We start from the raw sequence: 22,582 nt of genomic DNA, 5'->3' as shown, positions 1-22,582 counted from the left end.
TCAAAAACCATAGTCCTAATCCGTTTCTTCCATCTGCGAGCGGCGTTACACTGTGCGCCGAACTTTTGAGTAATGGATCACGTAATGCGCATTCACATCCTCGGGATTTGTGGCACTTTTATGGGCGGTCTGGCGATGCTGGCCCGTTCACTTGGTCATCAGGTGACCGGGTCAGACGCCAACGTTTACCCACCTATGAGTACTCTGCTTGAACAGCAAGGTATTGAATTAACAGAAGGTTACGACGCCAGTCAGCTTGACCCGGTGCCTGATCTGGTGATTATCGGCAACGCGATGACGCGGGGTAATCCTTGCGTGGAAGCGGTGCTGGAACGCAACATTCCTTACCTCTCTGGCCCGCAGTGGCTGCACGATTTCGTGCTGCGCGATCGCTGGGTGCTGGCGGTCGCGGGAACCCACGGTAAAACCACCACAGCCGGCATGGCAGCGTGGATTCTCGAGGCCTGCGGCCTTGAGCCAGGCTTTATTATTGGTGGTGTGCCCGGAAACTTCGATGTCTCGGCAAAATTAGGAAAAAGTCCATTCTTCGTAATTGAGGCGGATGAGTACGACTGCGCGTTTTTCGATAAGCGTTCCAAGTTTGTCCATTACTGCCCACGTACGCTGATCCTCAATAATCTTGAGTTTGATCACGCCGATATCTTTGACGATCTGCGCGCGATCCAGAAGCAGTTCCACCATCTGGTGCGGATCGTACCGGGCCAGGGCAAGATCCTGCTGCCGGAACATGATCCTAACCTCAAACAGGTGATGGCGATGGGCTGCTGGAGCGAGCAGGAGAACGTCGGCGAGCACGGGCGCTGGCAGGCGAAGAAGCTCACCAACGATGCGTCTCACTGGGAAATCTGGCTCGACGGCGAAAAAGTCGGGGAAGTGAACTGGGCGCTGGTGGGTGAACACAATATGCACAACGGGCTGATGGCGATTGCTGCCGCGCGCCATGTGGGTGTGAAGCCGGAAGATGCAGGCCAGGCGCTGAACAGCTTTATCAATGCGCGTCGACGGCTGGAGCTGCGCGGCGAAGTGAACAGCGTCAAAGTCTATGATGACTTCGCCCACCATCCGACCGCGATTCTGGCGACGCTGGCTGCCCTGCGTAGCAAAGTTGGCGGCAGAGCGCGCATCCTGGCTGTGCTGGAGCCACGCTCCAATACCATGAAGATGGGCGTCAGCAAGAACGATCTGGCACCGTCGCTGGCGCGTGCTGATGAGGTCTTTCTGTTCCAGCCGCACCATATTCCGTGGCAGGTATCTGATGTCGCAGAAGCGTGCATTCCGCCTGCACACTGGAGCGCGGATATCGATACCCTGGTGGAAATGGTGGCCAAAGCCGCGCAGCCAGGCGACACGATTCTGGTCATGAGCAACGGCGGGTTTGGTGGCATCCACCAGAAGCTGCTGGACAGGCTGGCATAATGTCACAGGCGCCCGTTTCGGGCGCTTTTTTAAAAGCATTATCCCCGGAAATATTATTCCCTCAATAAATCCCGCATATTTTTGAATTCGATCTGCTCACTCTTCCTGCCGTTGCCATATTTTTCTTATTAGTGTCTGAAACAGAAAGGCCGCTCTCGCCGGTTATTTCTAGCATCATCCCTGTAGTAACTGAGGAATAATAATTAACGCGTTAAAGTTAAAGGGATAAATAACAGTCTCTCTTTATGCGCGATCTTATATTGATGAGGTTTTTAAATATAAGTTAACTCTGGGTTAAACGAATGAGTTCGGATAATTCATTGCTCTGATTACCACTAATAAGGATGTTCATATGGGAAATAATAATTCATTGTCGTTTTTGCTGGGCGCCGCGTTGTTATGCAGTTCTGCTGCGGCGCTGGCCACGGCCACCGTTGATTACCGGCATGAGTACCGCCTTCGCGACCGCACGCACTACGACAAGCTGGGTCTGAGCACCACGCTGCCGGACAATATGTTTCTCGGGGTCGAAACCAAATTCAAAACCGGCGGCGCCGATCCAAAAGACAAATATTATAACGACACCGTGTTAAACGTAGTGGAGGTGACCTTTCTTAAGTCGTATTACTGGGGGAACTGGACAGTGTCGCCTTTTATTCAGCCAGAATTTAACTCCTCGCGCACTGAATGGAAATTTGGTGTGGCACCCTGGTATAAATTTAATGATCGCTGGTCTCTCGGTGGCATTTATCGTCTTGAGCTGACCGATTATGCGCATGACGATCAATGCCGTACCGGAGGTATTGATTATTGCGATACTGACCGGCATCGCACTGCCAACCGTTTTGATCTCTATCTGCGAAATAAAAGCGATCGGCTGACCACCACCTATAAGCTGGTGTATAAACACGCGGATGCGAAACTCTTTGCCAATAAACATGATGATTACGAACAGGAGTTACAGTTCGATTATGCGCTTGGCAACGATCGCGTCTGGGTGCCTTACGTCACCTTTGGCGATATCGGTCGTTCTGCGACATCGAGCGAACGCCAGCTGCGGCTGCGCACCGGTATTCTCTATATCTATCGATGAATGCGCTGCCGGGAGGCGGGCGAGGCTGCCCGCCATGGCGTTACTTCGCTTCGGCCAGTTCGCGCAGATACTGGAAAATCTGACGGGCAGACTTCGGCGGCTTGCTGCCCGCTTTCTCTTTCTGCGCGTTACGGATCATGCTGCGTAACTGCTGACGATCGGCATCGGGATAAAGCGCAATCACGTCGCCCATCGCTTCATCACCCTGTTCAATCAGACGATCGCGCAGCATTTCCAGTTTATGGAACAGCGCAACCTGCTGGTTATGCCGATTATTGAGCTTATCCAGCGCAACGCGGATCGGCTCCACATCAATACTGCGCAGCAGTTTACCGATCAGCTGCAGCTGACGGCGGCGACCCTCTTTCTTGATGCGCTGTGCCAGTTCAACTTCAGTACGCAGGCGCTCATCCAGCGGGATTTTATCCAGCGAGTTTTTACCCAGATCAACCAGTTCGGCACCCAGGCGCTTTAACTCTTCTGCATCGCGTTTAATTTCACTCTTACTGACCCAGATAATCTCTTCATCTTCTTCTTCGTCATTATCTGGCACATCGTCGAGCCACTCATCGGGCTGTTTGGTCATTTCCGGGCTCCCAAAAAAAAGAGGCTAATCCTACCAGTTTATCGGGTGACTGCGAAATTGTTCTCTGACTCTGATAGACTCAAATCATTCACACATAAGATTAGACGGCAGGTCGATGAACGTATCTACTCAGGTTGCAGAACAGCGAAAAGTACTGGAGCAGGCCATTGCGCAGGCACTTGAACTGGCTAAAGCAAGCACTGACAGCGCGGAAGTGGCAGTCAGTAAAACCACCGGCATCGGGGTCAGCACCCGCTATGGCGAAGTGGAAAACGTCGAATTCAACAGCGACGGTGCGCTGGGCATCACCGTCTATCATCAGAATCGTAAAGGCAGCGCCTCATCGACCGACCTCAGCCCGGACGCGATCAAACGCACCGTGCAGGCGGCGATTGATATTGCGCGCTATACCTCGCCCGATCCCTTTGCCGGTCCGGCCGACGCAGAGTTGCTGGCCTATGATGCGCCAGACCTGGATCTCTACCATCCGTGGGAGATTGATGCTGACCGCGCCATTGAACTGGCTGCGCAGGCGGAACAGGCATCACTACGCGCCGACAAGCGTATTACCAATACCGAAGGTGGCAGCTTCAACAGCCACGTCGGCATCAAAGTCTTTGGCAACAGCCACGGTATGTTACAGAGCTACTGCTCAAGCCGTCACTCGCTCTCCAGCAGCGTGATTGCCGAGCAGGATGGCAACATGGAGCGCGACTACGCCTACACCATTGGGCGCGCGTTTGAAGATTTGAAGAGCCCGGAGTGGGTAGGCGCAGAGTGCGCGCGCCGCACGCTCTCTCGTCTGGCACCGCGTAAACTTCCGACCATGAAAGCCCCGGTGATTTTCGCCTCAGAAGTGGCAACCGGCTTATTTGGTCATCTGGTTGGCGCGATCAGCGGCGGCAACGTTTACCGTAAATCGACCTTCCTGCTGGATTCTATGGGTCAGCAGATCCTGCCGGAGTGGCTCACCATCAATGAACAGCCGCATCTGCTGAAAGGGCTCGCCTCCACGCCATTCGACAGCGAAGGGGTGCGTACCCAGGCGCGCGACATCATCAAAGATGGCGTGCTGCAGACCTGGCTGTTAACCAGCTACTCAGCCCGCAAACTGGGCCTGACCAGCACCGGTCACGCTGGCGGCATTCATAACTGGCGCATTGCGGGCCAGGGCCACAGCTTTGACGACCTGCTGAAGCAGATGGGCACCGGGTTAGTGGTGACCGAACTGATGGGACAGGGCGTCAGCGCCATTACCGGTGATTACTCACGCGGTGCGGCCGGGTTCTGGGTCGAGAATGGCGTTATTCAGTACCCGGTCAGCGAAGTGACTATCGCCGGAAATCTCAAAGAGATGTGGCGCAATATGGTGACCATCGGTGACGATATTGAAACCCGCAGCAATATCCAGTGCGGTTCAGTGTTACTGCCTGAGATGAAGATAGCGGGACAATAAAGATGGATTCCTGAAGCAGCCGGTTGGCTGCTTTTTTTCATCACAATAAAAAGGAAGTAATGATGCGTAAGCATGTGATTGCAATGTTGTCGGCTTCTCTGTTGTTCTCCAGCGTCAGTCTCTATGCGGCGGATCTGGAGCAGGATATGGATACACTGAATGCGAACCTGAAAATCGTCAAAAAAAGTGACAATGCCCAGGAGATGCAGCAGGCGTTAACCAAAATGCGTGCCGCAGCGCAGGATGCGCGACAGGGCACGCCGGATAAGCTGGAAGGCCAGCCGGCTGACAGCCCACAGGTGAAAGATTTCCATGCCGGTATCGACTCACTGATCGCGCAGATCGATGTGGTCAGCGCGCTGGCGAAAGCCAACAATGTGGACGGGGCGAAACGCGAAGCAGCGAAGTTCGACGACATCCGCAATACCAACCATAAGAAATTCCGTTAATCAGATCGCCGGCCAGCCAGGCCGGCGGTTTTTTACCATCACTTCTGCTTATTACCGCACCCTGAACCCCCGCGCGTCCGGCTTGTCGCCGCACAACATCACCGCTTTTCTCGGTTAAATCCATCAAATTACGCATTCTGCGACGCGTGTCGCACTAAGCATGCAGCCTGCGATCTGACGCACAACCTTCACTTCAATTTCCACTTGCTGCTGGAAATGTTGCCTCTCCACAGCCGGGGCGATGACCGCTAATTTGTTTTTAACGCGAATTATCCGGTTTAACAGGAGTAGCAAGGTGAGTAATAACGGCGTCCCGGTGTATGAAGCGGCACCTGAGAAAGTGCAACAGCTGGCTGACAGCGTGATGATGCAGATTGCTGCGATCTATCAGCAGCAGGGTATTCAGCCCAATGCGGTTCAGCAGCAGATGCTGCAATCGCATGTCGGTGCCATGGCGTCACGCTCGCTGAGCGGTGAGCCGCTGCCGGAAGTGGAAGCGGAGCTGTTTGAGGATATTCCGCCGGAAACGTTAGCGCTGGCGCAGCAGGTCGTCGATCTGTTTGGCAATCTGCCCCGCGAAGAGGCCTGGCTGCTGTCAGTGCATATTGAAGTCGCGCGATCAAACAACCAGAGAGGAACATAAGATGGTAACAGTAGTGATTGGCGATCGTTTAGGTAAAGGACAGAAAGTGGCGGCGGGCATCGAAAAAGCGGGTGGCCGTGCCGTCGTGGTGCCAGGTGTCGCCGCTGACATGAAACTGGGTGACGTGATGAAGGCGGAAAACGCCGATTTCGGCATCTCTTTCTGCGGCAGCGGCGGCGCCGGTGCTATCACCGCTCAGAACAAATATGGCTACAAAGCAAAGCATGGCATGCGTTCTGTCGACGAAGGCGTCACCGCCATTAATGAAGGTGCCACGGTGCTGGGCTTCGGCTTTATGGATAAAGAAGAGTTAGGTGAGCGGCTGGTGCAGGCCTGGAACAAGAAGCACGGCAGCTGATTATGAAAGAACAATACGTTACCCAGGTGACGGTCGAGGGCAAAGGCGACACCAAAGCGAAAGCCTTTGCCGATGCCCTGAGTCGTGTGCAGAACCAGGTTCTGCGCGCGACGCAAAAAATTCTGCTGCGCATTGAACCTCAGGATGTCCGGGTGCTGCGCGCGCAGGAGAGCGTCAAAACCGAGAAGTTTCTCTTCTTCTTTCTGGCGCGCCAACGGCGGAGCTTCAGCGTCACGCTGGAGATCACCGTCAGCGTCACCGTTTTCGACACCGAACAGGTGGCGTTCACGGCGGCATCGTAAAACAGAGCCTGTTAACGCCAGCCAGCCGTTTGCCCGATGCTCTGCTGTCGCGACATCGCGATGATCAGGTGTGGGCGATGCGGCGGCGTGCGATTGGGCAGGTAAAAACGACAACAAGGTACAACAACATGTTTTTAATCATTTTGTTTAAGTCGTTGATCATTGGCGGGCTGGTAGGGGTCGGCGTCGGTGCGGGTGCGGCGCGCATGTTCCACGCGCCAACCACTCAGGGCATGGGCGCTTTCCGTACGCTGGGCGAGCTGAACTCGTGCGAGGGCGATCCGGCATCCCACTTCTCCTTTGGTCTTGGCTTCTTTTTCAATGCCTGGGCATCGTCTGTCGCAGCCGGTTCATTCACTCAGGATGTGGATCATCGCATCATTCCAAACTGGGGTGCGGCCGCCTTGATGGTGAAGAATCGTAATGTGGCGGAGACGCTGCACGATCCGAAAAAAATGGCCATCGCCTGCGGCATCATCGGCATGATCGTGGTCGCCTTCCTCAACTCCACCGCCTCGGCTGTTCCGGCTGCGCTGCAGGTCACGGCGGTCAAAGTGCTGGTGCCCGCCGCTAACCTGCTGGTGAACACCGTCATGCCGGTGATCTTCTGGCTGGCGGCGATCGACGCGGGCAGAAAGTCAGGCTTCTGGGCCACCATTTTTGGCGGTCTGGCGCAGCTGATCATGGGCAACGCCGTGCCGGGACTGGTGCTGGGTATCCTGATCGGTAAAGGCGTGGAAGAGAGCGGCTGGAACCGGGTCACCAAAGTCATGATGACCGCCATCGTGCTGCTGTTTGTGCTGAGCGGCTTCTTCCGTGGTTTCGACATGAAGCTGCTGCAGTCCTTCCAGCTCGGCATTCCCGGCTGGCTCGACATGATCCATAACTCAGTCAGCGGCAAATAAGAGGCGATGCGATGAACGAAAATAAAGGCTTCTGGTACGCCGACTGGTCTTTCCCGATCTTTGTTGGCCTGCTCTCTTCTGGCGTCTTTGCCGGGACACACATGTATTACCTCTATGGCATCGGCGCGTTCAATGAAGTGGCGTTTGTGTCGATGCTGCGCGCAGGCATGGAGACCGGCGTCTACGGCGCGGTCGCCGCCTTTGGTGCCAGCTTCCTGTTCGCCCGTATCATCGAAGGCTCGCTGGTGGGCATTCTGGATATCGGCGGGGCGATTCAGACCGGCGTCGGGCTGGGCGTTCCGGCACTGCTGCTGGGTGCGGGCATTGTCTTCCCGGTGGCGAACTTCGCTGCCTCGCTGGCGACGGGCCTGGTGATTGGTGTGGCGATTGGCTACCTGATTATTCTGGCGCGTAAATTCACCATCAATCAGAGCGACTCAACCTACGGCGCAGACGTGATGATGGGTGCGGGTAATGCCTCGGGGCGCTTTCTGGGGCCGCTGATCATCCTGTCAGCCATGGCGGCATCCATTCCGATTGGCCTGGGTTCGCTGCTGGGCGCGCTGCTCTTCTATCTCTGGAACAAGCCCATTACCGGCGGCGCCATCCTCGGCGCGATGATCCTCGGGGCACTGTTTCCGATTGCTCTCTGATCTCACCGGCAGCCCGGCAGCGGGCTGCCGTTAAGGAGAAACCATGTACGACTTGATTATTCGCGGTGCGCGTCTCAGCGATGAGCAGGTGGTCGACATTGCGCTGCAGGATGGCCGTATCGCCGCCATAGGCAAGGTGCAGGGTAACGCGCAGCACGAGCGCGATCTGGCTGGCCGTTACTACCTCAGCGCAGGCTGGATCGACTCCCACGTTCACTGCTATCCCAAATCACCAATTTATCATGATGAAGCGGATGCGATTGGCGTAGCGCATGGCGTCACCACGGTTGTCGATGCGGGCAGCACCGGCGCAGAGCACATTGATGACTTTTACCGGCTGACACGCGCGGCACAGACCCAGGTTTATGCGCTGATCAATATCGCCCGCACCGGCATCGTCACCCAGAATGAGCTGGCTGACATGACGCAGATAGATGGCGAGGCGGTGCAGCAGGCGGTGGCGCGGCTGCCCGATTTTATTGTCGGCCTCAAGGCGCGCATCAGCAGCAGCGTGGTGGGCGAGAATGGTGTGCAGCCGCTGATTAAAGCGAAGGCGATCCAGCAGGAAACCGGCGGGCTGCCGCTGATGGTTCACATTGGCAATAATCCGCCCAATCTCGACCAGATTGCGGATCTGCTCACCACGGGCGATATCATCACGCACTGCTTTAACGGCAAACCCAACCGTATCCTGACGCCGCAGGGCGAACTCAAAGCGGCGGTAAAACAGGCTATCGCGCGTGGCGTCAAACTTGATGTCGGCCACGGCAGTGCCAGCTTCAGCTTTGAAGTCGCCCGCGCGGCGATTGCGCAGGGCATTCTGCCCGACACCATCAGCTCTGACATCTACTGCCGCAATCGTCTGGCCGGACCGGTTCACAACCTGGCGCATGTGATGTCGAAATTTTTCAGTGTCGGTATGACCCTGCCGCAGGTGATTGACTGCGTAACGGTCAATGCGGCGGCAGGACTGCGCCTGCAGCGCAAAGGCCAGCTGAAAGTGGGCTACGACGCCGATCTGACGGTGTTTAGCGTCAAAGAGGAAACCCGGCCATTCATCGATTCAGAAGGTGAACAGGTCGCAGGTGAGAAGCATCTGGTCCCGCTGGCGGCCGTCGTTGCTGGTACGTGGATCGCGACTGAAGAAGGAATAGCGCATGACCTCGGTATATGAAAAGTATGGCCTGAAGCCGGTGATTAACGCCTCTGGCCGTATGACGATCCTCGGCGTCTCTACGCCATCGAGTGAGGTGATCGATACGGTGAAATATGGCCTCGATCACTACTTCGAAATGAAAGATCTGGTGGATAAGACCGGTGCTTATATCGCCGGTCTGCTGAAGGTGGAGAACGCGCTGGTGGTCTCCTGCGCTTCGGCCGGTATCGCCCAGAGCGTGGCGGCGGTGATTGTGAAAGACAACGACTGGCTGGTGGATAACCTGCATGCCGCGCCGCTGACTGTCCCGCACCAGATTGTGGTGCCGAAAGGGCACAACGTGAACTATGGCGCACCGGTCGGCAGCATGGTGGCACTGGGTGGCGGACAACTGGTGGAAGCGGGTTACAGCAACGAGTGCTCACCCGCCCAACTGGCGGCGGCGATCACCCCACAGACCGCGGCGATCCTCTATGTAAAATCGCACCACTGTGTGCAGAAGAGCCATCTCGATGTGGCGCAGGCCGCGGCCGTTGCGCGCCAGCATGGCGTCCCGCTGATCGTCGATGCGGCGGCAGAAGAGGATCTGCAATGCTACTACCAGGCGGGTGCCGATCTGGTGATCTACAGCGGAGCAAAAGCGATTGAAGGGCCGACCAGCGGACTGGTAATTGGCCGACACCACTACGTTGAGTGGGTCAAACGCCAGACCAACGGCATTGGCCGCGCGATGAAAGTGGGCAAAGAGGGGATCCTGGGGCTGACCCAGGCGATTGAAAACTATCTGACGCAGCCAAAAATCAGTGGTGCGCAGATGGCAGAAAAAATGACGCCGTTCATTGAACAGCTCAACAGTCTGAATGGCGTGACGGCCCGGGTAGTGTGGGACGCCGCCGGACGCGACATCGCCCGGGCTGAGATCAAGTTCGACGAAGCCGCGATCCAGCAGCGCACCGGCGATCTGGTGCAGGCGCTGAAAAACGGCGATGTGGCGATCTACTTCCGTGGCTACAAAGCCAACGAAGGGATCATTGAGGCGGACGTGCGCAGCGTCAGCGCCGATCAACTGCACACTATTTTCACCCGCATTCAGGCACTGTTAAACGGAGAGAAAAACGCATGACGCTGACCCCCAATTTCTATCAGGATCGTCTCTGCCTTAACGTACTGGCGGGATCGAAAGAGAATGCACGCGCTATCTGGCAGGCGGCAGAAGGGCATGTGCTGGTCGGCGTGCTGTCGAAAAACTACGCCAGCAATGAAGCCGCTATCGCCGATATGCGCGAGTATGCCGCGCTGATCGATAATGCGCTCTCGATTGGTCTGGGTGCGGGCGATCCCAACCAGTCACAGATGGTGAGTGAGCTCGCGGCAGTGCTGCAACCGCAGCATGTGAATCAGGTCTTTACCGGCGTCGCCACCAGCCGTGCGCTGCTGGGGCAGTCGAAGACAATAGTGAACGGGCTGATCTCGCCCACCGGCACGCCAGGGCAGGTGAAAATCTCCACCGGACCGCGCAGCTCAAAACAGCGTGATGGGATTGTGCCCGTCGAAACGGCGATCGCGATGCTGCAGGATATGGGCGGCAGCTCGGTAAAATATTTCCCGATGGGCGGTCTGCAGGCGGTGGATGAGTATCGCGCTGTGGCGGAAGCCTGTGCAAAACTGGATTTCTGGCTGGAGCCAACCGGCGGCATCGATCTGGAAAATTTCGGTGAGATCGTGCGCATAGCGCTGGAGTCGGGCGTCAGCAAAGTGATCCCGCACGTCTACAGTTCGATCATCGACAAAGCCAGCGGAGAGACCCGCGTTGAAGATGTGAAGCAGTTGCTGGCCATCTGTAAAACGCTGCTGGCTTAGAGATCAACACGATCTGCCTGTAACAGGCGGATCGCGCAACATGGACGTTGCGAGACGATCTCCGTAGGCTGATGTTCCCTATTTCTGTCTGCAAACAGGTAACGCTTGTGAGATTTCCCAATCAGCGCCTTGCGCAACTGTTCGATGCCATGCAAAACGAAACGCTGCCTCAGGATGAGCTGGCGCGGCGTTTCGCCGTCTCGACACGCACCGTGCGTACCGATATCACGGCGCTGAATGCGCTGCTGGCAGAACATGGCGCGCAGTTTGTCCTCAATCGCGGCGCGGGCTATCAGCTGAAGATTGAGGATGCTCAGCGCTTTCAGCATCTGCAACAGCATACCGCGTCGCCGCTGCGGGTGCCGCGCACCTCGCCGGATCGGGTTCGCTACCTGCTGACCCGCTTTCTTACCGCCGCCTATTCCCTGAAACTTGAAGAGCTGGCAGAGGAGTGGTTTGTCAGCCGCGCGACCCTGCAGAATGATATGGCGGAGGTGCGCGAATGGCTGGGGCGCTATCACCTCACCATTGAGAGCAAGCCCCACTACGGCATGAAGCTGTTTGGCAGCGAAGTGGCAATTCGTACCTGCCTGACCGACCTGTTATGGCAAATTGATCAGGCGCAGCCCGAGAGCCCGCTGCTCACTATCGAAGCGCTGAACAGCGGCATGCTGGAGACGCTGCGCCCGCTGCTGCAAAGCTGTTTTGCTCAGCACAACATTCGGCTCAGCGATGAGGGTGAACGCTATCTGCGGCTTTACTGCGCCGTGGCGGTGCGGCGCATCAGTGAAGGCTATCCGCTTAACGATCCGGGTGCAGAGGAGATTGGTGATGAGGTGCGTGAAGCGGCCCATCACCTGATTAATCTGATGCGTCCGCTGGTCAGCAAACCGATTTCACCGGCGGAAGAGAACTGGCTGCGGGTCAATATCGCCGCGCGACGCATTCAGGCGATTGCTCCCAGCGCCATCAATGCTGATGACGCCGACGCGCTGGTGGATTATCTGCTCAGTTTTATCAACACGCATTACAACTTCAATCTGCAAAACGATCAGCAGCTGCGTGCTGACCTGCTCACCCACATCAAAACCATGATTACGCGGGTGCGCTATCAGATTCATATTCCCAACCCGCTGCTCAGCAACATCAAACAGCACTATCCCATGGCCTATGATGTCACCTTAGCGGCGGTGACCAGCTGGGGAAAATATACCCCTTACGTCATCACCGAGAATGAGATTGGCTTTCTGGTATTGCATATCGGTGTCGGGCTGGAGCGCCACTATGACGTCGGTTATCAGCGTCATCCGCAGGTGCTGCTGGTCTGCGACAGCGGTAACTCTACGCTGCGAATGATTGAGGCGATGCTGCTGCGCAAATATCCGCAGTTGCAGGTCACGGCCCGCCTGTCCCAGCGCGAGTATGAGGCGCGCAGCCGCATCGACGAAGATTTTGTTATCTCTACCATCCGGCTCAGCGAAAAAGAGAAACCGGTGGTGGTGATGTCGCCGTTTCCCACCGGTTTTCAGCTGGAACAGATTGGCAAGCTGGTGCTGGTGGACCGTACCCGGCCCTATATGCTGGCGAAATTTTTTGATGCTCAGCACTTTCATATCGTCGACAGGCCGATGACCCAGTCTGAACTGTTTCGCCAGCTGTGCGATCAACTGGAGGCGGAGGGATTTGTGGATGCGGCGTTCTATCCGTCGGTTGAAGAGCGCGAAGCGATTGTCAGCACCATGCTCGGCGAAGGCATTGCGCTGCCGCACTCGCTGGGGCTGCTGGCAAAGAAAACCGTGGTTTACACCGTGCTGGCGCCGCACGGCATCGCCTGGGGAGACGATACCGCCTATGTCATTTTCCTGCTGGCGATCAGCAAAAGTGAATATGAAGAGGCGATGGCGATATACGATCTGTTTGTGACGTTCCTGCGTGAAAGGGCGATGACCCGCCTGCGGGACAGCACCGATTTCACCCGCTTCAGGGCAGTGGCGATGGATTGCCTGAGCCGCTCCTGGCCCTCGCCCTGAATCGGCGCTTTAGTTTTTCTTCGCCAGCAGGCGCGGGATCTCACGCAGGCACCAGGATTTGGCTTCGCCCATGCTGTCACGCCGCCACGCCATAATAATATCGACCTCGCGGGTATATTCCGGACTCACCACCCGCAGACGGCCTTCCGCAATATCCTGCTCCACCAGCGAATAGGGCATGGTCGCCACGCCCAGGCCAGCCAGCAGCGCACGGCGCTTATCGTCCATGCTGCTCACGGTCAGGCGCTGCTGCTTATCCAGTAACTGCACGGTCAGCACCGGGCGCTCACGCGCGGTATCTGCGACCGCAATGCCACGGTATTTCACCCGCGTCACTTCAGACTGGGGTTCAGGCTCGTTATGAATCGGATGGTCGGCACTGGCGACGTAGACGCTCATCATGGTGTAGAGCTTGCGCGTATTGATCTCGGTGGAGGCGCGGAAGTGCATATCGGGGGCGATCACGATATCGGCCCGGCCTTGTTCCAGCCGTTCCCACGCGCCCGCCAGCACTTCCGTCACCAGCGAAAATTGTGTGTTGGCCTTGTCGGCCAGCCGCGTCACCAGCGGAAACAGCGCATCAACAGGTACCAGTGCTTCGGTGACGATGGTCAGATGGGTTTCCCAGCCACGTGCCAGCGCTTCCGCATCGGTGGTGAGCTTATCGGCTGCTTCCAGCAGCACCCGGCCACGCTCCAACAGCATGCGTCCCACGTTAGTAAATTTGGTACGGTGACCGGAACGGTCAAACAGCACCACATCCAGCTCCTCTTCCAGCTTTTGCATGGTGTAGCTGAGGGCGGAAGGAACGCGCCCCAGTTCATCCGCCGCCGCGGCAAAACTGCCACGCCGATCAATCGCATCCATAACGCGTAAAGATTCAAGGGTTAACGCACGCTCTTTAGCCATCCCGGTTCTCTGTCAGGAAATTTGAACATGCCCGGCAGATTAACTGGCTAACAATCCGGCGTCCAGACTTTTACCATGGGAGCATATAGTCCGTGGCCGATCCTCGTCACCGGATGCTGGAGGTAAACAATGATAACGACACGCAGTGCGTCCGCATGTGGTCAGGCCGATTTCGGCTGGTTACAGGCGCGCTACAGTTTCTCTTTTGGCCACTATTTTGATCCCAAACTGATGGGGTACGCGTCGCTGCGCGTACTGAACCAGGAAGTGCTGGCGCCGGGTGCTGCTTTTCAGCCGCGCACCTATCCACAGGTTGATGTGCTGAACATCGTGCTGCAGGGTGAAGCTGAATACCGCGACAGCGAAGGCAACACGATCAGCGTGCGGGAAGGGGAGGCGCTACTGCTCTCTGCTCAGCCGGGCGTGAGTTACACCGAAATGAACCTGAGCAAAGATCGACCGCTGACACGCATGCAGCTCTGGCTGGCCGCCTGTCCGGAGCGCGAAAATCCACGGATGCAGAAAATCGCCCTGACGGATGGCCGGTTGTCCCAGCTGATCGCCTCGCCGGATGGCATGGACGACAGTCTGCAACTGCGTCAGCAGGTGTGGATTCATCAGGTCGAGCTGGCACCAGGCGAAAAGCATTCGCTGCGGTTACAGGGGCCGCGTGCCTATCTGCAGTCGATTCACGGTTCGCTGGAAGCGATGTCCGGCACGGATCATCAGGAGAAGCTGGGCTGTGGCGATGGTGCCTTTTTGCAGGAAGAGAAGCTGTTGCAACTGACGGCGAAAACCGCGACCCGCGCACTGGTCATCGACATTCCCGTCTGAACATCGGGCAATAAAAAAGGCGGCCATGGCCGCCTTTTTTGCGTTTTGCGTACTACTTCAGCATGGTGAAGGCCGTGGTGACGTGCTTCACGCCACTGACGCGGCTGGCGACATCAGCCGCCGCCTGCGCTTCCTGCGGTGTCACCAGACCCAGCAGGAACACTTCGCCATTCTCCGTCGTCACTTTCACATTGGAGGATTTCACCTGATCGCTGCCCAGCAGCTGCGAGCGGATTTTGGTGGTAATCCAGGTGTCTGACGACGTGGTGCCCAGCGTCACTTTCTGGCCGATACGGATCTCGTTATAGACCTCGGTTGCGCCATCAACGCCCATGGTGATCTGTTTGGCACGACCGGCGATCTCCTGCGAAGGCGCCTGACCGGTCAGCAACACTTTGCCCTGATAGGCCGTGGCGATAATGCGGGCATCGGTTTTAATCTGCTGATCTTTAGCCAGCGCGTTAGTCACGCGTAGCTCCAGCGTGCTGTCATCAACCTGCGTACCCACCGAGCGTGGATCGGTGGCCGTTTTAGTGGCAACTGCTGCGCCACCCGCCACAACCGCAACGCAGCCCTGCAGCAGCATGGCGGTTAACAGAATAGCTATAGCATTCAATGCTTTCATTCGTGCTCCTTCGGTCATTCCTGATGGGGAAAGAGAGTGTTATCGATCAGATCGCATAAGCAATTAACGGTGAGCATATGCATCTCCTGAATACGGGCGCTGCGGTGCGACGGAATGCGGATCTCCACATCCTGCGGACCCAGCAGTCCGGCGAGCTCTCCGCCATCATACCCGGTAAGCGCAACGATAGTCATATCGCGTGTTACCGCCGCTTCCACGGCCTTAACGATGTCACGAGTGTTGCCACGGGTTGAGATAGCCAGTAACACATCGCCTGCGTGTCCCAGAGCGCGCACCTGCTTGGCATAGATTTCATCGTGCAGGCGGTCATTACCAATCGCGGTCAGCATCACGTTGTCGGCGCTCAACGCCAGCGCCGGTAAGCTTGGGCGTTCGGTCTCGAAACGGTTGATCATGCTGGCGGCGAAGTGCTGTGCATTGGCGGATGAGGCACCGTTGCCACAGCTCAGGATTTTATTGCCATTCAGTAACGACTGCACCAGCGTCATAGCGGCGCGGGAGATGGCATCGGGCAACGCTTCGGCTGCGGCAATCTGAGTTTGAATACTTTCGGTAAAACACGCTTTAATTCTGTCCTGCACACGACCACCTGGTTCTAAACGTCTGCATTAAAGGCATTCGGCAGCCACTCGAGCGCCGTGCCGGTAATGGCGATGATGTCGAAACGGCAATTCACTGTTTCAAAACTGCCGCCGCGTTGCGCCAGCCAGAGAGCGGCAGCGCGCAGCAGCTTTTGTTGTTTATTCCGGGTTACGCTGGCGAGCGCGCCACCATAACGCGCATCGCGTCGGTAGCGAACTTCAACAAACACCCAACAGTGCCCGTCACGCATTATCAGGTCAAGTTCACCATTGCGAAAGTGAACATTACTGGCGACCCATATCAGGCCAGCCTGCTCCAGATAGCGCCGGGCATCTTCTTCATGCCTGGCGCCAGTCTGACGCCGATTTAGTTGGCCGGTGCGATTTCGCCCCGACGATACTGGTTCCATGTCAACTTCCTGTTGATCACACAATCCGTGTCGGCGCTGAGCTTGCCGGTATTGCCGTCCAGCGTAAAGCCAGGTGACTGACGCATCTGGTTAAAGTGATTCGCCAGCGTCCAGGCATCCATTCCCATGGCATAGAGGCGCACCAGCGAATAGTCATTATTGAATGACTTCGACGTCTGCTGCATCAGGCCAGGATTGCTGCCGGAGAGCAGCGGAATATCGCTGAACTGCAGGCCATCCATTTCCAGACGGAAGTCCGGGCCGGCACCGGCTTGCGCGCTGCGCGAACTGGCGTAGAGCGAGATATTGCTGCGACTGCCGGTGCGCATGGTGATCATCGGTTTGATCAGCTGCAGTTCGTCCTGCGTTGAGACAATGTAGACCGCATCGACACCGCCGCCGCTGCTGGTGCTGACCACATCTGGCGTGTTCTGCTGCGGTGCCGGGATAGTCAGGCCCGCAATCGTAACACCCTGCGGCTCGGCAGGTGCAGCGTTCACTGGCGTACCGGATAAGCTGATGCCCGCGCCGCTGTTAATGCCCTGTTTCAGCTCTGAGGTCGAACCAAAGCGCTGCTGCATCACGGTGCTGCCACCCAGCGTCTGCCACTCCTGAGCAAAGGCATTGGTGACGCGATCGCCCAGTCCACTACGCGGAACCAGCAACAGCGGCTGGCGTTTGCCCTGATCCCAGATATGGTGCGCCGCATCGCGCGCTTCGTCTTCAGGAGAAAGCGCAAAGTAGCAAATATTCGGATGGTTCTGGATCTTTTCCGGCTCGTTGAGCGCCAGCACATTCAGTGGCGTCTGGCTGTTGGCGACCTTCTCAACGTTGCTCTTAAGCAGCGGGCCGACCACGATGGTGGCACCATCCTGCTGTGCCTGCTGCATCACCTGTTCAATCGGCTGGCTGCTGGTGTCATAGACCTTGATCTGTGCGTTGCTGGCCGGTTCCGCGGCAGCAGGCTGTGATTGAGGCTGTGGCGTCGCGTCGGCAGGCTGTTGCTGCTGCGGCGCGCTGATTGGATCGGTGGAAGAACCAGCAGCGGCAGCGGGTTGGGTGCTGGCAGTTGCATCAGCAGCGGCGGGCTGAGCTGCCGCAGGCTGAGCGACCGGCGCGGATACGCCATTCTTCGCATCATTAAAGCCTTTCTGAATCGCGTTGGCGAACACCTGTGCCTGGCCATTCAGCGGCAGCAGCAGCGCGATGATGCTGGTTGAAGCTTTGGTGTAGTTCTGCATCTGGCTCAGCTGCGTCGGCAGCGTTTTGGCCGCCGGGTTCTGCGGATAGCGGGTCTGCCAGTCTTTGATGCCTGACTTGAGCATCTCGGCATCCTGCGTGTTGGCGCGCCAGACCGCGAGCAGATCCAGCCAGCCCTGCAGCACATTTTCATCGGCATTGATGACCAGGTTGCTGACTTCCTGCGGCGACATCTGGGTCAGTGTCTGCCAGGTGGCGTCGATATTGCCCTGATGATCGGTGCCTTTCAGCAGCGGCTCCTGGGCAATATAGTTGCGCAGCAGCGAGAGTGAAGGGCGACCCTGTGCGCTGGCGATCTGCAGGCTGTAGTAACGCGCCAGCTGATCCTGCGACAGTGCGCCGGTTTTCACTGCCGCTAACAGCGGTTCGGCGTCTTTGATCTTCTGCTGTGCAATCAGCAATTGCGCTTTTAGCAGCAGGGATTCCTGTTGCTGCGTCTCAGAGAGCTGCTGCGGCAACTGGCTCAGTTGCTGAGTCGCCTCAGGATACTTTCCTTCCTTCAACAGGGCGCGGATTGCAAGTAATTGCCAGTCGGTCTTGCTATCATCGCTGCTTTGCTGCGCTTGCTGCAGATAGTAAGCGGAGCTGGCTGTGACGGGCCCCTGAATATTGACGGTTGAGGTTTGCGGCCCCTGACCGCTACATGCGGCTAAAATCAGCCCAGCAAGAATGACAGGCAGAAAGCGTCCTGCTTTATGACGAACGACTTTTGAAGGAAGCATACTGTATCCAGTGATGTTTTTTTCAAGATGCTCAATATTAAATCGGCAATTCGGATGAAACAATGAAACAACTCGATCGGGCAGAGATTTCTGCCAGCACGCTCTACATCGTTCCAACCCCGATTGGTAATTTGGGTGATATCACCCAGCGGGCGCTGACGGTGCTTTCGAGCGTCGATCTGGTCGCTGCGGAAGATACACGTCATACCGGACTGTTGCTACAACATTTCGCCATCAATGCGCGACTCTTCTCACTTCATGACCACAACGAGCAGCACAAGGCTGAACTGCTGCTGACGAAGCTGCAGGAGGGTCAAAGCATAGCCTTAGTTTCTGATGCTGGCACGCCGCTGATCAACGATCCGGGCTACCATCTGGTGCGTCGCTGCCGTGAAGCGGGCATCCGTGTGGTGCCGCTGCCGGGCGCCTGTGCTGCCATTGCTGCATTAAGTGCCGCAGGACTGCCATCCGATCGTTTCTGTTACGAAGGGTTTCTGCCCGCGAAAACCAAAGGCCGTTGCGACGCCCTGCGGGCGCTGGTGCAGGAGCCGCGCACGCTGATTTTCTATGAGTCGACCCACCGTCTGATCGACAGCCTGCAGGATATGGTGAGTGAGCTGGGTGCCGAACGCTACGTGGTGCTGGCGCGTGAGCTGACTAAAACCTGGGAGTCGATCTACGGTGCACCGGTCGGCGAGCTGCTGGCGTGGGTAAAAGAAGATGAGAATCGTCGCAAAGGCGAGATGGTGCTGATTGTCGAAGGGTACAAGACCGATGATGAAGATGCGTTACCGGCCGATGCGCTGCGTACGCTGGCGCTGCTGCAAAAAGAGCTGCCGTTGAAACGCGCGGCTGCGCTGACCGCTGAGATCCACAGCGTGAAGAAAAATGCGCTTTATAAGTATGCGCTGGAGCAGCAAGAGGCGTGACAAACGCCGGCGAATGTCCTATTATCCCGCGCCGAAGCTGACCAGACAGTCGCCGCTTTGTCGTCGTCCTCACTTGTGGGGAGACGGGCAGAGGGGAGGAAAGTCCGGGCTCCATAGGGCAGGGTGCCAGGTAACGCCTGGGAGGCGCAAGCCTACGACCAGTGCAACAGAGAGCAAACCGCCGATGGCCCAGAAATGGGATCAGGTAAGGGTGAAAGGGTGCGGTAAGAGCGCACCGCGCGACTGGCAACAGTTCGTGGCACGGTAAACTCCACCCGGAGCAAGGCCAAATAGGGGTTCACAAGGTACGGCCCGTACTGAACCCGGGTAGGCTGCTTGAGCCAGTGAGCGATTGCTGGCCTAGATGAATGACTGTCCACGACAGAACCCGGCTTAACGGTCAGCTTCGACTTTTTATCAAAAACCCCGCTTCGGCGGGGTTTTTGCTTTGTGACGCGCGGTGACAGGATGAATGACTGCCCACGACGCTTATTCCTGAAAGAGTGCGGTTAATGATTGGCTGGGAGATCGCGCCTGCGCAGGAAACAGGGTCAGATCGGAAAGTCGCAAAATCCGTCATCCCTGACATGCTCGGCCCGCGCCATCCCTGGCGCGGGACGCTTTCCTCTTCTGACCCTGTTCCCTTCGCGTTTAGATTGTCACTGCGGTCAGATTGTATCTGCTCCCAGCGCGATGAGCAGGCAGCTTAACCGCGGCCGTGCGGTTCATCCCAGTCAAACGCCGGGCCCAGCGAAATGACGCCATTCGGGTTGATGGTCTTATGGCTGCAATAGTAGTGATGACGAATATGCGGCAGATTAACCGTCTCTGCGATACCAGGCATCTGATAGATATCACGCAGGAAACCACTCAGGTTTCTGTAGTCACTGATGCGATGGCGATCGCATTTAAAGTGGGTCACATAGACCGGATCAAATCGCACCAGCGTGGTCCACAACCGCAGATCCGCTTCGGTCAGTTGATCGCCGGTGAGATAGCGATGCTGGCCTAAAATCTGCTCCAGCCGCGACAGCGAATGGAACAGCGCAGTGACTGCCTCGTCGTAAGCGGACTGAGAAGTGGCAAAACCCGCTTTGTAAACGCCGTTGTTCACGGTGTCGTAGATCCAGCTATTCAGTTCATCAATCTTTTCGTGCAGAGCAACAGGATAATAATCCCCGGCACGGGCACCGACAGCGTCAAACGCACTGTTGAACATGCGGATGATATCGGCAGACTCATTGCTGACGATGGTGTTCTGCTGCTTGTCCCACAATACCGGCACGGTTACGCGGCCACTGTATTGCGGATCGGCGTGCAGATAGAGCTGATAAAGGAACTCATTCTGGTAGAGCTTATCGCCGGTCGCATCCTGAAAACTATCATCGAAGGTCCAGCCATTCTCCAGCATCAGCGGATGCACCACGGAGACATCGATCATGCTATCCAGGCCCTTCAGCTGACGCATCAGCAGCGTGCGGTGCGCCCAGGGGCAGGCCAGCGAGACATAAAGATGATAGCGGTCGCGTTCGGCGGCAAATCCCGCTTTACCTACCGGGCCAGCACTGCCATCCGCGGTTACCCAGTTGCGGAAAGCCGACTCTGAACGCTTGAAGCGTCCGCCGGTAGATTTGGTGTCGTACCAGGTGTCATGCCAGACACCGTCAATTAACTGTCCCATAATGGCTCCAATGCAAACAGGGCGGGGAAATGTCCCCGCCCTGCTAAGTATATGTGGCATTACGCTTTATGTGAGATTAGCGCGCAATCGTTGTCTGTGGCTTTCTTTTGCTGATCAGGCGGTCAATGCTGTATGCACCAGGACCCACCAGACCTAACACCAGGAAACCCCCGGCGATAGAGAGGTTCTTCATGAACATCAGCTGGTTCACGCCTTCGGCAAAGTTACTGTGAAACAGAAACGCGGTCAGGATGGTGAAGCCTGCAGTAAACAGGGCAGTGAAACGGGTCAGGAAACCAAACAGGATAGCCAGACCGCCGCCAAACTCCAGCAGGATAACCAGCGGCAGCATAAAGCCCGGGACGCCCATTGCTTCCATATATTGCTGAGTACCTGCATAACCGGTGATTTTGCCCCAGCCAGCCGTAATGAACAGGATTGGCATCAGGATGCGAGCCAGTAACAAACCAACGTCTTCGAATTTTTTCATCATTTACTCCAGCGCTATCAGGGATGCAGGGCAAGCTGCCCGCAAGGTTTATGCCCGCTGAAAGCAGTATTGCGTTCATTGGGTTGATAGCTGGAGATGATAGTCGCGGAGTGGAAAGGTTGTAAGCGAGATATACTGTCAGTGTTTTTCAGAAATTCTGATGAAGAAAAGCCGGCCTTTTCAGGACCGGCTTTTAGCAAAATTAACGCGGTGGCAGAGCGGACTTGATCATGCGCCAGGTACTCCAGGCGCCGAATCCCCGTTTTACCCAGCGTAACAGCATGTTGGGACTGCGAACGGAGTAGATAGCCAGCGCACTGCTGCCAATGGCCAGGTAGCGGCGTAAGCTGAGGAAGGTGAACCAGCCGCGATCGTAATGGGCGGTGCCTTCCAGCCAGTCACGCCGCGCAGCGCTTAAATCCAGCCGCTGCTGCTGCACATGCTTAAGCAGTTCATGGATGCGTTCTTCACGCTCGCGGCGGCTCATCAGCGCTGGTCCTCAAGTAAATCCCGGTCTGTTTCCAGCTCCTTGCGCGTGTGGCGCAACAGCGTGGACTGACGTGATTTGTGAAGCGTCCAGAGCCCCAGAATAACCGCCAGCAGTAGCAGCGTGCCGGTCGTGATGCCAATGGCCATCAGACGGTACTGCGCATCCACTGCCCAGATAATCAGAACCATCAGGCTCATCAGACCAAATGCAGTGAACAGCATTGTCAGGCCAACCATCAACAGCAGCTGAATCAGGTTAGCTTTCTCGTGCTCCAGTTCCACCACTGCCAGACGAACGCGTGTCTCGACCATGCCAACCAGCGTGGTAACAATGCGCTGGCCGATGTTAATGACCCCTTTAGCCGGGCCGTGGTTATGCTGTGAGTCAGCCATAATTATCGACGCGAAATGAGCATGCCCAGTGCGACGCCAATCGCTGCACCGATACCCACACCATGCCATGGATTTTCACGCACGTAGCCTTCGGCTTTTTGCGCCGCTTCGCGGGTGGTCGCAGCAATGCGCTCGCTTGATTCGCCCAGACGTTCACGTGAGCTATCCAGCGCCACACGCGCTTTATTGCGAAGTTTATCCAGCTCGCCTTTGGATTTTTCAGTGCTGCTGCTCAGCACCTCTTCCAGGGTATCGGCCAGGTTTTTCAGTTCAGCACGCAAATGTTCCGATGATGTGTCTTTAGACATAA

The 22,582-nt window shown here is 56.7% G+C and carries 26 protein-coding genes and 1 other RNA gene; 16 read left to right on the top strand and 11 right to left on the bottom strand.

Translation table 11 applies throughout. The features are described from left to right. The first annotated feature begins 84 nt into the window (after positions 1-84). Positions 85-1,437, top strand: a complete 1,353-nt coding sequence (gene mpl, locus ACMGGP_RS15455; protein ID WP_498798620.1) for a UDP-N-acetylmuramate:L-alanyl-gamma-D-glutamyl-meso-diaminopimelate ligase — start codon at positions 85-87, stop codon at positions 1,435-1,437. 352 nt (positions 1,438-1,789) lie between these two features. Next, positions 1,790-2,530: an oligogalacturonate-specific porin KdgM family protein gene (locus tag ACMGGP_RS15450; protein ID WP_498798619.1), complete on the top strand. Its 741-nt coding sequence runs from the start codon at positions 1,790-1,792 to the stop codon at positions 2,528-2,530. A gap of 40 nt (positions 2,531-2,570) precedes the next feature. Here ACMGGP_RS15450 and yjgA read toward each other — a convergent pair whose 3' ends face one another. Then, positions 2,571-3,116, bottom strand: a complete 546-nt coding sequence (gene yjgA / locus ACMGGP_RS15445; protein ID WP_010256467.1) for a ribosome biogenesis factor YjgA — start codon at positions 3,114-3,116, stop codon at positions 2,571-2,573. A 115-nt stretch (positions 3,117-3,231) separates the two neighbouring features. Here yjgA and pmbA point away from each other — a divergent pair, with 115 nt between their 5' ends. The 11 genes from pmbA (at position 3,232) to ACMGGP_RS15390 (ending at position 12,928) form a co-directional block, all read left to right on the top strand. Continuing rightward, positions 3,232-4,572: a metalloprotease PmbA gene (gene pmbA / locus ACMGGP_RS15440; RefSeq protein ID WP_010256470.1), complete on the top strand. Its 1,341-nt coding sequence runs from the start codon at positions 3,232-3,234 to the stop codon at positions 4,570-4,572. Between the two features lie 59 nt (positions 4,573-4,631). Next, positions 4,632-5,021, top strand: a complete 390-nt coding sequence (gene cybC, locus ACMGGP_RS15435) for a cytochrome b562 (RefSeq protein WP_250488769.1) — start codon at positions 4,632-4,634, stop codon at positions 5,019-5,021. A gap of 295 nt (positions 5,022-5,316) precedes the next feature. Next, on the top strand, positions 5,317-5,664 hold the full coding sequence (locus ACMGGP_RS15430; RefSeq protein ID WP_010256475.1) for a glycine dehydrogenase: 348 nt from the start codon (positions 5,317-5,319) through the stop codon (positions 5,662-5,664). Position 5,665: 1 nt separating this feature from the next. Further along, positions 5,666-6,022 (top strand): SFCGS family glycine-rich protein, encoded by a 357-nt coding sequence (locus ACMGGP_RS15425; protein WP_010256477.1) that lies wholly within the window; start codon positions 5,666-5,668, stop codon positions 6,020-6,022. Between the two features lie 2 nt (positions 6,023-6,024). Further along, positions 6,025-6,324 carry a DUF4312 family protein gene (locus tag ACMGGP_RS15420; RefSeq protein WP_010256479.1) on the top strand — a complete coding sequence of 100 codons (300 nt, stop codon included), beginning with the start codon at positions 6,025-6,027 and terminating at the stop codon, positions 6,322-6,324. 128 nt (positions 6,325-6,452) lie between these two features. Next, positions 6,453-7,229 carry a DUF4311 domain-containing protein gene (locus ACMGGP_RS15415; RefSeq protein WP_010256480.1) on the top strand — a complete coding sequence of 259 codons (777 nt, stop codon included), beginning with the start codon at positions 6,453-6,455 and terminating at the stop codon, positions 7,227-7,229. A gap of 11 nt (positions 7,230-7,240) precedes the next feature. Continuing rightward, positions 7,241-7,882 (top strand): DUF4310 family protein, encoded by a 642-nt coding sequence (locus ACMGGP_RS15410; RefSeq protein ID WP_010256482.1) that lies wholly within the window; start codon positions 7,241-7,243, stop codon positions 7,880-7,882. A gap of 43 nt (positions 7,883-7,925) precedes the next feature. After that, positions 7,926-9,056 (top strand): amidohydrolase/deacetylase family metallohydrolase, encoded by a 1,131-nt coding sequence (locus ACMGGP_RS15405; RefSeq protein ID WP_154210841.1) that lies wholly within the window; start codon positions 7,926-7,928, stop codon positions 9,054-9,056. Next, positions 9,040-10,161, top strand: a complete 1,122-nt coding sequence (locus ACMGGP_RS15400) for a DgaE family pyridoxal phosphate-dependent ammonia lyase (RefSeq protein ID WP_010256486.1) — start codon at positions 9,040-9,042, stop codon at positions 10,159-10,161. The genes ACMGGP_RS15405 and ACMGGP_RS15400 overlap by 17 nt, the downstream gene beginning before the upstream one ends. Beyond that, a complete protein-coding gene (gene dagF / locus ACMGGP_RS15395; protein WP_498798618.1) occupies positions 10,158-10,898 on the top strand; it encodes a 2-dehydro-3-deoxy-phosphogluconate aldolase in 741 nt (246 codons plus the stop codon). The genes ACMGGP_RS15400 and dagF overlap by 4 nt, the downstream gene beginning before the upstream one ends. A 107-nt stretch (positions 10,899-11,005) precedes the next feature. Beyond that, positions 11,006-12,928 (top strand): BglG family transcription antiterminator, encoded by a 1,923-nt coding sequence (locus ACMGGP_RS15390; protein WP_031594357.1) that lies wholly within the window; start codon positions 11,006-11,008, stop codon positions 12,926-12,928. A 9-nt stretch (positions 12,929-12,937) separates the two neighbouring features. Here the strand turns inward: ACMGGP_RS15390 and ACMGGP_RS15385 are convergent, their stop codons facing one another. Next, positions 12,938-13,837: a LysR family transcriptional regulator gene (locus tag ACMGGP_RS15385; RefSeq protein WP_010256496.1), complete on the bottom strand. Its 900-nt coding sequence runs from the start codon at positions 13,835-13,837 to the stop codon at positions 12,938-12,940. A 129-nt stretch (positions 13,838-13,966) separates the two neighbouring features. On the opposite strand from ACMGGP_RS15385, the gene ACMGGP_RS15380 reads away from it, so the two are divergent. Beyond that, on the top strand, positions 13,967-14,671 hold the full coding sequence (locus tag ACMGGP_RS15380; RefSeq protein ID WP_010256500.1) for a pirin family protein: 705 nt from the start codon (positions 13,967-13,969) through the stop codon (positions 14,669-14,671). Between the two features lie 52 nt (positions 14,672-14,723). Here ACMGGP_RS15380 and dolP read toward each other — a convergent pair whose 3' ends face one another. The 4 genes from dolP to ACMGGP_RS15360 are packed head-to-tail and all read right to left on the bottom strand — an operon-like array spanning position 14,724 to position 18,290. Further along, a complete protein-coding gene (gene dolP / locus ACMGGP_RS15375; protein ID WP_010256504.1) occupies positions 14,724-15,296 on the bottom strand; it encodes a division/outer membrane stress-associated lipid-binding lipoprotein in 573 nt (190 codons plus the stop codon). Between the two features lie 14 nt (positions 15,297-15,310). After that, positions 15,311-15,898, bottom strand: a complete 588-nt coding sequence (gene diaA, locus ACMGGP_RS15370; protein ID WP_010256507.1) for a DnaA initiator-associating protein DiaA — start codon at positions 15,896-15,898, stop codon at positions 15,311-15,313. 14 nt (positions 15,899-15,912) lie between these two features. After that, entirely contained in the window at positions 15,913-16,308 is a 396-nt protein-coding gene (locus ACMGGP_RS15365; RefSeq protein WP_010256511.1) for a YraN family protein, read from the bottom strand. After that, positions 16,266-18,290 (bottom strand): penicillin-binding protein activator, encoded by a 2,025-nt coding sequence (locus tag ACMGGP_RS15360; RefSeq protein WP_495922325.1) that lies wholly within the window; start codon positions 18,288-18,290, stop codon positions 16,266-16,268. The genes ACMGGP_RS15365 and ACMGGP_RS15360 overlap by 43 nt, the downstream gene beginning before the upstream one ends. Before the next feature lie 62 nt (positions 18,291-18,352). Here ACMGGP_RS15360 and rsmI point away from each other — a divergent pair, with 62 nt between their 5' ends. Both rsmI and rnpB read left to right on the top strand, forming a co-directional pair. Continuing rightward, positions 18,353-19,219, top strand: a complete 867-nt coding sequence (gene rsmI / locus ACMGGP_RS15355) for a 16S rRNA (cytidine(1402)-2'-O)-methyltransferase (RefSeq protein ID WP_010256516.1) — start codon at positions 18,353-18,355, stop codon at positions 19,217-19,219. 33 nt (positions 19,220-19,252) lie between these two features. Further along, positions 19,253-19,631: RNase P RNA component class A (rnpB, locus tag ACMGGP_RS15350), an RNA gene on the top strand. Between the two features lie 294 nt (positions 19,632-19,925). Here the strand turns inward: rnpB and ACMGGP_RS15345 are convergent. From ACMGGP_RS15345 to ACMGGP_RS15325, 5 genes are all read right to left on the bottom strand, one after another. Continuing rightward, positions 19,926-20,900 carry a glutathione S-transferase family protein gene (locus ACMGGP_RS15345; protein WP_167423757.1) on the bottom strand — a complete coding sequence of 325 codons (975 nt, stop codon included), beginning with the start codon at positions 20,898-20,900 and terminating at the stop codon, positions 19,926-19,928. Positions 20,901-20,976: 76 nt separating this feature from the next. After that, a complete protein-coding gene (locus ACMGGP_RS15340; protein ID WP_498798617.1) occupies positions 20,977-21,393 on the bottom strand; it encodes a DoxX family protein in 417 nt (138 codons plus the stop codon). Between the two features lie 199 nt (positions 21,394-21,592). Beyond that, the gene (locus ACMGGP_RS15335) at positions 21,593-21,877 is read right to left on the bottom strand and encodes a YqjK-like family protein (RefSeq protein WP_010256526.1); all 285 of its coding nucleotides are present in this window, start codon (positions 21,875-21,877) and stop codon (positions 21,593-21,595) included. Continuing rightward, positions 21,877-22,272, bottom strand: coding sequence for a phage holin family protein (locus ACMGGP_RS15330; protein ID WP_010256529.1), 396 nt, complete (start codon positions 22,270-22,272; stop codon positions 21,877-21,879). Before ACMGGP_RS15330 ends, ACMGGP_RS15335 begins: the two co-directional genes overlap by 1 nt. A gap of 2 nt (positions 22,273-22,274) precedes the next feature. Next, on the bottom strand, positions 22,275-22,580 hold the full coding sequence (locus ACMGGP_RS15325; protein ID WP_010256532.1) for an ElaB/YgaM/YqjD family protein: 306 nt from the start codon (positions 22,578-22,580) through the stop codon (positions 22,275-22,277). Between the last annotated feature and the right edge of the window lie 2 nt (positions 22,581-22,582).

It is taken from the genome of Curtobacterium sp. BNK-1 (genome assembly GCF_048685235.1).
GTDB lineage: Bacteria > Pseudomonadota > Gammaproteobacteria > Enterobacterales > Enterobacteriaceae > Pantoea > Pantoea agglomerans.
This window is presented reverse-complemented; position numbering and strand designations above follow the sequence as displayed.